Annotated in this window: 7 protein-coding genes; 6 read left to right on the top strand and 1 reads right to left on the bottom strand. The window is 72.9% G+C overall.

The genetic code is table 11. The features are described 5' to 3' along the window. The 5 genes from mfd to VGX25_RS25445 all read left to right on the top strand — a co-directional run. Positions 1 to 3,481, top strand: a 3,481-nt coding sequence (mfd, locus tag VGX25_RS25465) for a transcription-repair coupling factor (protein WP_326920428.1), incomplete at its 5' end; no start/stop codon positions are given. Between the two features lie 27 nt (positions 3,482 to 3,508). Then, positions 3,509 to 4,492, top strand: coding sequence for a SurA N-terminal domain-containing protein (locus VGX25_RS25460; protein WP_326920427.1), 984 nt, complete (start codon positions 3,509 to 3,511; stop codon positions 4,490 to 4,492). Next, positions 4,489 to 5,436, top strand: a complete 948-nt coding sequence (locus VGX25_RS25455) for a MazG family protein (RefSeq protein ID WP_326920426.1) — start codon at positions 4,489 to 4,491, stop codon at positions 5,434 to 5,436. The genes VGX25_RS25460 and VGX25_RS25455 overlap by 4 nt, the downstream gene beginning before the upstream one ends. A gap of 317 nt (positions 5,437 to 5,753) precedes the next feature. Then, positions 5,754 to 6,518: a class I SAM-dependent methyltransferase gene (locus VGX25_RS25450; protein WP_326920425.1), complete on the top strand. Its 765-nt coding sequence runs from the start codon at positions 5,754 to 5,756 to the stop codon at positions 6,516 to 6,518. 9 nt (positions 6,519 to 6,527) lie between these two features. Further along, positions 6,528 to 7,340 (top strand): lytic transglycosylase domain-containing protein, encoded by an 813-nt coding sequence (locus VGX25_RS25445; protein ID WP_326920424.1) that lies wholly within the window; start codon positions 6,528 to 6,530, stop codon positions 7,338 to 7,340. A gap of 9 nt (positions 7,341 to 7,349) precedes the next feature. On the opposite strand, the gene VGX25_RS25440 is transcribed toward VGX25_RS25445, so the two are convergent. Then, complete coding sequence (locus tag VGX25_RS25440) at positions 7,350 to 7,736, bottom strand: tetratricopeptide repeat protein (RefSeq protein WP_326920423.1); 387 nt, start codon at positions 7,734 to 7,736, stop codon at positions 7,350 to 7,352. Positions 7,737 to 7,890: 154 nt separating this feature from the next. Between VGX25_RS25440 and eno the strand changes: the two genes are divergently transcribed. Then, a complete protein-coding gene (gene eno, locus VGX25_RS25435) occupies positions 7,891 to 9,177 on the top strand; it encodes a phosphopyruvate hydratase (RefSeq protein WP_326920422.1) in 1,287 nt (428 codons plus the stop codon). The last annotated feature ends 289 nt before the right edge of the window (positions 9,178 to 9,466 follow it).

Genomic DNA, 9,466 nt, shown 5'->3' with positions numbered 1-9,466 from the left:
GATCGAAGGCGCCCCGGCCGCCCGCCCGCTGGTGGTCGCGGCGCTGTCCACCAAGGCACCCGTGCTCGTGGTCACCGCCACCGGCCGCGAGTCCGACGACCTGACCGCCGCGCTGACCGACCTGCTCGGCCCCGACGCGGTGGGCGCCTTCCCGTCCTGGGAGACGCTGCCGCACGAGCGGCTGTCCCCGCGCGCCGACACCGTCGGCTGCCGGCTGTCCGTGCTGCGCCGGCTCGCCCACCCCGACGGTCCGCCGCTGCGGGTGGTGGTGGCGACCATCCGCAGCCTCATCCAGCCGATGGCGCCCGGCCTCGGGGAGCTGGCCCCGATCGATCTGGAGCCCGGCCAGGAGTGCGACTTCGAGGAGCTGATCGAGCGGCTGGTCGAGCTGGCCTACACCCGGGTGGACATGGTCGAGAAGCGCGGCGAGTTCGCCGTGCGCGGCGGCATCGTCGACGTCTTCCCGCCCACCGCCGAGCACCCGCTGCGGGTGGAGTTCTGGGGCGACGAGGTCAGCGAGATCCGCGCGTTCGCCGTGGCCGATCAGCGGTCGCTGCCCGGCGAGGTGGCCCGCGTCGTGGCGCCGCCGTGCCGCGAGTTGCTGCTCACCGAGCCGGTCCGGCAGCGCGCGGCCGAGCTGGCGCGGCGGCACCAGGCCGACGCCCACCTGCACGAGATGCTCGACAAGCTGGCCAACGGAATCCCTTGCGAGGGAATGGAAGCGCTCATCCCGGCACTGTGCGGCGGCGAGCTGGAGCTGCTCACCGACGTGCTGCCGGACGGCGCCCACGTGCTGCTGGCCGACCCGGAGAAGATCCGCACCAGGGCGCACGACCTGGTGCGCACCGGGCAGGAGTTTCTCGAAGCCTCGTGGATGGCCGCGGCCGGTGGCGGCAGGGCCCCGATCGACCTCGGCGCGTCGGCCTACCGCGACCTCGCCGACGTGGCCGTGCACGCCCGCGACACCGGCCACCCGTGGTGGACGCTGTCCCAGCTGACCACGCCGGACGAGGCGGTGCTGCGGCTGGACCTGCTGCCGGTCGAGTCCTACCGGGGCGACGTGGCCCGCGCGTTCGCCGACCTGCGCGCGCACACCGCGAGCGGGGGAGCGGCGGTGCTCGTCGTGCCGGGCTCCGGCACCGGCAAGCGGGCCGTCGAGCAGCTGGCCGAGGTGGACGTCGCGGCCACCTTCGCCGAGGACGGCCTCACCGAGGCGCCCAAACCCGGCGTGGTGACCGTGGTCCGCGGCGCGCTCGAGGACGGGTTCGTTGCGCCGCAACGGGCCCTGGTGGTGCTCACCGAGGCCGACCTGACCGGCGGGCGGCACGGAACGTCCAGCCGGGACCTGTCGACCAAGATGCCGTCCCGGCGGCGCAACGCCGTGGATCCGTTGGCGCTCAAGCCCGGCGACTACGTGGTGCACGAGCAGCACGGCATCGGCCGGTACGTCGAGATGGTGCGGCGCACCGTGAAAGACACCGGCGGGGCCCCTTCAACCAGGGAGTACCTGGTGCTGGAGTACGCGTCGTCCAAGCGGGGCCAGCCCGGCGACCGGCTGTTCGTGCCGACCGACCAGCTCGACCAGGTGTCCCGCTACGTCGGCGGCGAGCTGCCGACGCTGAACAAGCTCGGCGGCTCGGACTGGAAGAACACCAAAGCCAAGGCGCGCAAGGCGGTCAAGCAGATCGCCGCCGAGCTGGTGCAGCTCTACGCGGCCCGGCAGGCCGCGCCGGGGCACGCGTTCGGCCCCGACACCCCGTGGCAGCGCGAGCTGGAGGACGCCTTCCCGTTCACCGAGACGCCCGACCAGATGGCCGCGATCGACGAGGTCAAGCGGGACATGGAGCGCGGCGTCCCGATGGACCGGGTGATCTGCGGCGACGTCGGCTACGGCAAGACCGAGATCGCCGTGCGGGCGGCGTTCAAGGCGGTGCAGGACGGCAAGCAGGTCGTCGTGCTGGTGCCCACCACGCTGCTGGCCCAGCAGCACCTGCACACCTTCACCGAGCGGATGCAGTCGTTCCCGGTCACCGTCAAGGGCCTGTCCCGGTTCACCCACGCCGCCGAGGCCGAGGAGGTGCTCAAGGGACTCGCCGACGGCAGCGTGGACATCGTCATCGGCACCCACCGTCTACTTCAGACAGGCGTGCGGTACAAGGATCTCGGCCTGGTCGTGGTGGACGAGGAGCAGCGCTTCGGTGTCGAGCACAAGGAGCACATCAAGGCGCTGCGCACGCACGTCGACGTGCTGACCATGTCGGCCACCCCGATCCCGCGCACGCTGGAGATGAGCCTGGCCGGGATCCGCGAGATGTCCACGATCCTCACCCCGCCCGAGGACCGGCACCCGATCCTGACCTACGTCGGCTCCTACGACGACAAGCAGGTGGCCGCCGCGATCCGGCGCGAGCTGCTGCGCGACGGCCAGGTCTTCTACGTGCACAACCGGGTCTCGTCGATCGAGAAGGCCGCGCGGCGGCTGCGCGAGCTGGTGCCAGAGGCGCGGATCGTCACCGCGCACGGGCAGATGAACGAGGACCGGCTCGAGAAGATCATCGAGGCGTACTGGGAGCGCGAGCACGACGTGCTGGTGTGCACCACGATCGTGGAGACCGGGCTGGACATCTCCAACGCCAACACGCTGATCGTCGAGCGCGGTGACCTCCTCGGCCTTGCGCAGCTGCACCAGCTGCGCGGCCGGGTCGGGCGCGGGCGCGAGCGGGGCTACGCCTACTTCCTGTACCCGCCGGAGGCGCCGCTCACCGAGACCGCGCATGACCGGCTGGCCACGATCGCGCAGAACACCGAGCTGGGCGCCGGGATGGCGGTGGCCATGAAGGACCTGGAGATCCGCGGCGCCGGCAGCCTGCTCGGCGCCGAGCAGTCCGGGCACATCGCCGGCGTCGGCTTCGACCTGTACGTCCGCCTGGTCGGCGAGGCCGTGGACGCGTTCCGCCGGCACGCGGGGGCGCCGGAGGTCGAGGACGAGGAGGAGCTGGCCGAGGTCCGGATCGACCTTCCGGTCGACGCGCACATTCCGCACGACTACGTGCCCGGCGAGCGGCTGCGGCTGGAGGCGTACCGCAAGATCGCCGCGGCGCGGAACCCCGAGGAGCTGTCCGCGGTCGGCGAGGAGCTGACCGACCGGTACGGCGCGCCGCCGGCGCCGGTGCAGCTGCTGTTCTCGGTGGCCGCGTTCCGGCAGACCTGCCGCCGGCACGGCGTCACCGAGGTGACCACCCAGGGCAGCAGCATCCGGTTCAGCCCGCTGCAGCTGCGCGACTCGCAGCTCGTCCGGCTGAAGCGCTTGCACCCCAAGGCGATGTACAAGGCGGTGACCAGCACGGTGTCCGTGCCGCGGCCGACGGAAGGCGCCGCGGGCGGGCGGATCGGCGCGCCCCCGCTGCGCGACCAGGCGCTGCTCGACTGGTGCACGACCCTGCTCGAGTCGCTGGTGATCACGCCCGCGCCGGTCGGCTGACCTCGGCGGTGTGAGAAGGTACCCGGTGTGACGACCGCAATCCGCCACCCGGGCGTGCTGATCGCTGTCCTCGCCGTGCTGGCAACCGCGCTCACCGCCTGCGGTTCCGGACCCACCCAGATCAACTCCGCGGTCATCATCGGCGACCGCGTGGTCTCCGTCGACGAGGTGCAGCGGCGGCTGGACACCGCGCTCGACACCGAGCCGGCGGCCAAGGACCTGGCCCGCAACCGGAAGCTGGATCTGGTGTCCAGGGGCATCGTCAACCAGCTGGTGCGCCACGAGCTGATCGCCGAGGCGGCCGAGCGCGAGGGGTTGACGGTCTCCGAACGCGATCTGGCCGAGCTGACCGCCAGCACCGCCCCGCCGGAGGACCCGGTCCTCAAGGCGGTCACGGCCGGGTTCGACGGCCGGGAGATCGCCAGGGACCGGCTGCTGCTGCAGGCCCTCGGCCGCAAGTATCTCGAGCGGCTGCAGGTGCGGATGGAAGCCGCCACGGTCGCGTCGGAGGGCGACTCGCGGCAGGCCGCGACCGACCTCGCCAGGAAGGTGGCCGCGCAGCCGGACCGGATGGCCCAGCTGATCGAGGAGCCGTCCACCGCGCAGGTGCGCCCGGCCCCGGTCGACGCCCTCAGCCCGGTCAGCACCTATGGATTCTTTGCGCAGCAACAGGTTCAGCTCGCCCCGGTGTTCAGCGTGCAGCCCAACACGGTGGTCGCGTTCCAGTTCATCGCCGGCGAGCAGTCCGGCGCCAACGCCTGGCTGGTCGCGCTGATCAAGGAACGCAACACCAACGCGACGCTGTCCGAGCAGGAGCGCTCCATCGTGTCGCAGGTGCCGCCGGAGTGGAACCAGGCCATCGGCACCCAGCTGATCTCCCCGCTCGCCGGCGAGCTCGGCGTGCGGATCAGCCCGCGCTACGGCGTCTGGGACGAGCTCGCCGTCGGCGTGGCGCCGAACGAGTCGGAGAAGGTCGGCCTCGTCCTCCCGGCGGCCATGCCCAAACCATGACCTCGGCGGTCGTCCTGCTCGACCCCCGGCTTGGCGCGGTCCTCCCGGCGGCCGCGCTGCCCGCCATCCGGTCGGCGGCCGCGGTGTACCGGGGCGCGGGCGTCGATGTCGATTCCGTCGAACCGGCCCCGCCCGTCGAGGAGCTGCTTGCGGCGCCCGGCCCGGTGGTGCTGCTCGGGTACGGGCTCGACGACCCGGCCGCGTCCGCCCTGCACGCCGCCGGCGCCGAGGTGATCGGCACGCCGCGGCCCCCGGGCGCCGGCCTGCTCGACGCCGTCGCCGTGATGGACCGGCTGCGCTCGCCCGGCGGATGCCCGTGGGACGCCGAGCAGACCCACGAGTCGCTGCGCCAGTACCTGGTCGAGGAGTGCTTCGAGCTGCTCGAGGCGATCGAGGACGGCGACCGGGCGGCGCTGCGCGAGGAGCTCGGCGACGTGCTCCTGCAGGTCCTGTTCCACGCCCGCGTGGCGCAGGAGGACGCCGACGACCCGTTCTCCGTCGACGACGTGGCCCGCGAGCTGGTGACCAAGCTCGTCGCCCGCCACCCGCACGTGTTCGCCGGCGGCGACCCGGCGGTGCGCGACGCCCGCACCCAGGAGCTGCGCTGGGAGGAGCTCAAGCGGGACGAGAAGCGCCGCGAGTCCAGTGTGGACGGTGTGGCCATGGGCCAGCCGGCCCTCGCCCTCGCCGCCAAGCTCGCCCAGCGCACCGCCCGCGCCGGCCTTCCCGGCGACCTGCTCCCGCGCCACACCGACACCGGCTCGCGCCTGTTCGACCTCGCCGCCCTCGCCAAGCTCGCCGGCGCCGACCCCGAGGGCGAGCTGCGCGCCGTCGCCCGCCGGTTCGCCGCCCAGGTCCGCCAGGCCGAGCGCGCCGCTCGGGAAGCGGGCATCGATCCGTCCACAATGGACCACGACACCTGGCGCAGGTTCTGGCCGTGTTAGATAGCTCGGGCAAGGCCGCCGAGCGCCTTCGGCGCCGGCCTGGGGTTGGGTTGGCTGGGTGGTTGCGGGCCGGGGTGGGTGGTTGGGTGTTGTGGGTGGTGGGCTGCCGACGCCTGCGGGCAGGGCTCGTTCCTCGCCCTGCCCTGGTCGTCGTGTGGCGGCCGCCCTCGCCACAGATTGGCGACCCCAGCGCAGTTTCAAACCACGCCCGTTCAAATCGCCGGGCTCGCTAACGTGACGGGGTGATGTTTGACCCCGAGACCGAACGCATGATTGAAGCCAACCGGGCCAATTGGGATGCGCGGACTCCGATCCATGTGCGCAGCGATTTCTACGGGCTGGATGGCAGCCGGCCCGCGACGCACTGGTTCGCCGAGTACGAGTGGAGCGACCTCGGGCCGCTGGCCGGGGTCGATCTGCTGCACCTGCAGTGCCACGTCGGCGCCGAGACGATCGCCCTCGCCCGGCGCGGCGCCCGCGTCGTCGGCGTCGACATCTCCGGCGAGTCAGTGGCGGCCGCCCGCCGGCTGGCGGAGTCGCACGCCCTGCCCATCGAGTACGTCCAGTCCAATGTGTACAGTGCGGCGGCCGCGCTCGGCGGCCGCACCTTCGACGTGATCTACACCGGCAAGGGTGCGCTGTGCTACCTGCCCGACCTGGACCGCTGGGCGGCCGAGGTGGCCACCCTGCTGCGGCCGGGCGGCAGAGTCTACGTCGTCGAGTTCCACCCGCTGCTCTACTCGCTCGGCCTGCTCCCGGCCCCCGACGGCAGCGAGGACCTCCTGCTGCGCCACGACTACCTCGCCGGCCACGGCCCGGTCGAGCGCGACTCGACCTACACCTACACCGACGGGCCGGCCCTTGCCGACGCCCGGGTGTCCTACGAGTGGATGCACGACCTCGGCGAGCTCATCACCGCCGTGGTCGGCGCGGGCCTGCGCGTCGACCGCCTCCGCGAGTCCGACCGCATCCCGTGGCCGAGGTGGCCGTCGATGGTCCCGACCTCGGACGGGTGGTTCCAGCTTCCCCCGAACGCGCCGCGCATCCCCCTGCTGTACGCCCTCCTGGCCCGCAATCCGTAGCCTGGGGTCGTGCCCGTACTGCCACCCGCGGTGGAAACACCGCCGGAACCGCGCGCCCGGAAGGCGAGGCTGCGGCGGCTGATCACGCCGACCGTGCTGATCGTCGCGCTCGTGGCTGGCGTGATCGGCACGCTGATCGTGCTGGACGCGACGCGCGGGCCGAGGCCCGAGTCACGAGCTCCGGAGCGGTTCGAGGTGCCGGAGCTGGACGTGGCGCCCGGAGCGGCGGTGCCGTTCACCGCGGGGGCGGCGCCGGCCGCGGCGGACTGGGCCGGGCGGCTGGCCGGCAAGACCGACATTCCGGAGCGCACGCTGCGGGCGTACGCGGTGGCCGAGGCGGAGATGGTGGCCAGGGCGCCGGGATGCCGGCTCTCCTGGGCGACGCTGGCCGGGGTGGGGCGGGCGGAGTCGCACCACGGCCGGATCAACGGCACGGACGTCGCCGAGGACGGGCAGCTGAGCAGGCCGATCATCGGGGTGGCGCTGGACGGGTCGCCGGGGGTGCGGGCGATCAGGGACACCGACAACGGCCGGCTGGACGGCGACCCGGAGTGGGACCGGGCGGTCGGCCACATGCAGTTCCTGCCGTCGACCTGGACCCGGTGGGCGGTGCGGGCCAGCGGCGACGGCCAGCCGCCCGACCCGCAGAACGTCGACGACGCCGCGCTGACCGCGGCCCGCTACCTGTGCGCGTCCGGCGGGAACCTGGCCACCGGCAAGGGGTGGTGGAAGGCCGTGCTCACCTACAACGCGTCGGTCGCCTACGGCCGGGACGTCTTCAGCGCCGCCGACGCCTACGCCAGGGCCGCCGCCGCGCTCTGAGCCGGACCGCTACCGATCACGCTCGACCGCGATGCGAGCGTTGACCTCGCCGAGGGCCTCCTGGTACTCCGGCACCGGGTGCATGGCGGCCGCCATCCGCAGCTGGGTCACGGCCTCGGCCAACCGGCCGAGGCGTTGCAGCGTCCGGCCGAGCGCGAACCGGGCGTAGTGGTCGGTGGGGTCGAGCTCGATCACCCGCAGGAAGGCCTGCTCGGCGCGCCTGAGCTGGGCGGAGCCGAGGTAGGCGCGGGCGGCGAGCAGGTGCACCGACGGCTTGTCGGGCTCGGCGTCGAGCACGGGGCCCAGCACCGCAAGGGCATCAAGCGGCCGGCGTTGCGCGACGAGCGACTCGGCCTTGCGGAACGCCTCAAAGGTGCTTGTCCCGTCCTCGGTCATGGTCCACCCAACGCTACCCTCACCGTGGCTGTTCCGAGTCCCTGGACCGGCGCATGATCACGCTCCGTTCCGGTGTATTAGCGCGTGCCTCCAACGGGGGACATCGCGGCCCGGTTAGGCTCGGGTGGCATCGAATTCGGCGAAGGAGCGGCAGGTGGCGGTCATCGAGCAAGTCGGCGCGCGGGAGATTCTCGACTCGCGCGGTAACCCCACCGTCGAGGTCGAGGTGGCGCTCGACGACGGCACGCTGGCCAGGGCCGCGGTGCCGTCCGGCGCCTCCACCGGCGAGCACGAGGCCGTCGAGCTGCGCGACGGCGACCAGGGCCGCTACGCCGGCAAGGGTGTGGAGAAGGCCGTCGCCGCGGTGCTCGACGAGATCGGCCCCGAGCTCAAGGACGTCGACGCCGTGGACCAGCGCATCGTCGACCAGAAGCTGGTGGACCTGGACGGTACGCCGGACAAGTCGCGGCTGGGCGCCAACGCCATCCTCGGCGTGTCGCTGGCCGTGGCCAAGGCCGCCGCCGACTCAAGCGGGCTTGAGCTGTTCCGCTACCTCGGCGGCCCCAACGCGCACGTGCTGCCGGTGCCGATGCTCAACATCCTCAACGGCGGCGCGCACGCCGACACCGACGTCGACGTGCAGGAGTTCATGATCGCGCCGATCGGGGCCGAGTCGTTCCGCGAGGCGCTGCGCTGGGGGGCCGAGGTCTACCACTCGCTCAAGTCGGTGCTCAAGGGCCGCGGCCTGGCCACCGGGCTGGGCGACGAGGGCGGGTTCGCGCCGAACCTGCAGAGCAACCGCGAGGCGCTCGACCTGATCATGTCGGCGATCGAGAAGGCCGGCTACGCGCCCGGCCGGGACGTCGCGCTCGCGCTCGACGTGGCCGCCACCGAGTTCTACGACGACGGCGCCTACACCTTCGAGAAGACCAGGCGCAGCCCGGAGCAGCTGATCGCCTACTACACCGAGCTGATCAACGGGTACCCGATGGTGTCGATCGAGGATCCGCTGGCCGAGGACGACTGGGACGGCTGGGTCCAGCTCACGGCCGAGCTCGGCGAGCGCGTCCAGCTCGTCGGCGACGACCTGTTCGTCACCAACCCGGACCGGCTCGAGGAGGGCATCGCCCGGCGGGCGGCCAACGCGCTGCTGGTCAAGGTGAACCAGATCGGCACGCTGTCGGAGACCCTGGACGCGGTGACGCTGGCCCTCCAGTCCGGCTTCAGCTGTATGATGAGCCACCGGTCCGGCGAGACCGAGGACACCACGATCGCCGACCTTGCCGTGGCCACCGGGGTCGGCCAGATCAAGTCCGGGGCGCCGGCCCGCACCGACCGGACGGCCAAGTACAACCAGCTGCTGCGGATCGAGGAAACGCTCGGTGACGCCGCCCGCTATGCGGGTGATCTCACGTTCCCCCGGTTCACGCCGGAGCCCTGATCCCCATGGCCGGGCGCGAGGCGGACCGACCGGAACGGCCGGACAGATCGGACAGATCGGACAGATCTGAACGGACGGGGCGGGCGAGACGAGACCGCCGGGCGGTGCCCCGGTCGACCCGGCGCGGCCCCACCCCGTCCCCGCGAGCCAGAACGGATCACGCGGGCGCGTCGTCCCGCGTGGACCGCTCCGACCGCTCGGATCGGACAGACCGCGGCAGCCGCGCGGACCGGGCCGACCGGGCCGACCGGGCCGACCGCGGCACCCGCACCGAACGCACCGCCGGCAC

Origin of the sequence: Actinophytocola sp. (assembly GCF_035942955.1) — a bacterium.
GTDB lineage: Bacteria > Actinomycetota > Actinomycetes > Mycobacteriales > Pseudonocardiaceae > DASYTH01.
The sequence above is the reverse complement of the archived record's forward strand: the minus strand, read 5'-3'. Positions and strand labels throughout refer to the sequence as shown.